Origin of the sequence: Lactobacillus delbrueckii subsp. bulgaricus (genome assembly GCF_046938665.1) — a bacterium.
Taxonomy (GTDB): Bacteria; Bacillota; Bacilli; order Lactobacillales; family Lactobacillaceae; genus Lactobacillus; species Lactobacillus delbrueckii_C.
On the sequence record NZ_JBKZCD010000055.1, the window covers coordinates 1 to 1,496 of the forward strand.

The following is a 1,496-nucleotide window of genomic DNA, read 5'->3' on the forward strand; positions in this document are numbered from 1 at the left end:
GGCTCTATAATATTTCTTACTGATGGGTGTCAAGTCACACACCCGTCGGTAAGATTTTTTGTTTAAAATAAAAAAAGAGGCACATAGGCCTCGCTATCTCTAACTTAAAATCATCTACCACAATTTTCCTAAGTATAGAAAGCTGGTTTCTATGAACCCTACTGATAATTATATTGAAAACTTTCTTAATATTAAAGACCCTAGCTTGAATTTCGTAGATTGCTCTCGAACGACCTATAAGGGGAAGAAGGTAATCATGTGCACCGCCATCGCGGAGCTTGACACATGCCCTAATTGTGAATCAGCTGACAGCTTTGTCTATAACGGCTTTAAAGTTGTTTATATCCCCTATATTTCAGCCGATCAAAGTAATCCAGTCATTATCAAAATCAAAAAGCACGGTATTTTTTGCAAAAATTGTGAGGCATACAGCTATCCTTCTACCCAGATCGTTGACAAGTATTGTCACATCTCTAACGCTGTTAAACGTAAAATAATTGTTGGCCTTACTAAAGATCATTCCATGACCAGTATCGCTGAGGAGAATGGTGTATCAGTTGCCACTGTGCAAAGATACTTAGACGACTGTAGCGCTCAATTTATATCCTCGTACGACTCCTTGCCAGAGCACCTTGCCTTTGATGAATTCAGAGGCGTAGGACGAAAGCTGCACTTTATCTGCCAAGATGGTGAAAAACATACCATCGTTGCCATTTTAAAGGATCGCTTCAAGAACACGATTATTAAATACTTTGAGCAGTTTCCAGAAACAGTTAGAAGAACTGTAAAAACGGTAAGCATGGACCTCAACTGCTATTATGGCGATATTGTTAGGCAGATTTTCCCAAACGCTGAGGTTGTCATCGACCGATTCCACATGGTTCAAATGGTAAATAGATCTTTTACAGGTTTTAGAGTTCAAGTTATGAAACAGTTGGATAAAAGATCCAGAGAGTACAAGCTTCTGAAGCGCTATTGGAAGCTGTATCTGAAGAAATACAAGGAGCTGGAAGGAACCCAGCAATTTTACGATAGCTGTCTTAAAGTCCCATATACACAAGCCCAGATTGTCGATGAGGGGCTTAAATGCGATAAGACACTTAGGAACACATATGACTTCATGCAGGATTTCATGTATGCTCTAGCAGACAAAGATACGAAAATGATTGAAGACCTACTTGACCGTAATACTAGTCAGTATTGCGAGCAATTAAGAAAGACCATACGGACCTTCAGAAAGAACAGAAGGGCTGTTATTAATGGCGCTAGAATGTTATTCTCAAACGGTTGTCTAGAGGGCGTTAATCGTAAAATCAAGCAAATTGAACGCACAGCCTATGGCTATTCTAATTTCACTCACCTTTTGAAGAGAATTAGATTGGAACAGAATGCCATCTGCTTCAAAAAAGGCACCAAACAGACAAGTTCTGTTTAGTGCCTTTATCAAAATCATATAAAACTCCTTGACAAGCATCAGTAAGATTTGACAAAGAGCC

General features: G+C 39.2%; 1 pseudogene. It reads left to right on the plus strand.

Annotated elements, in window-relative coordinates:
• Positions 1–151: 151 nt before the first annotated feature.
• A pseudogene (locus tag ACLUXO_RS10120) lies at positions 152–1,457 on the plus strand (ISL3 family transposase).
• Positions 1,458–1,496: the final 39 nt, after the last annotated feature.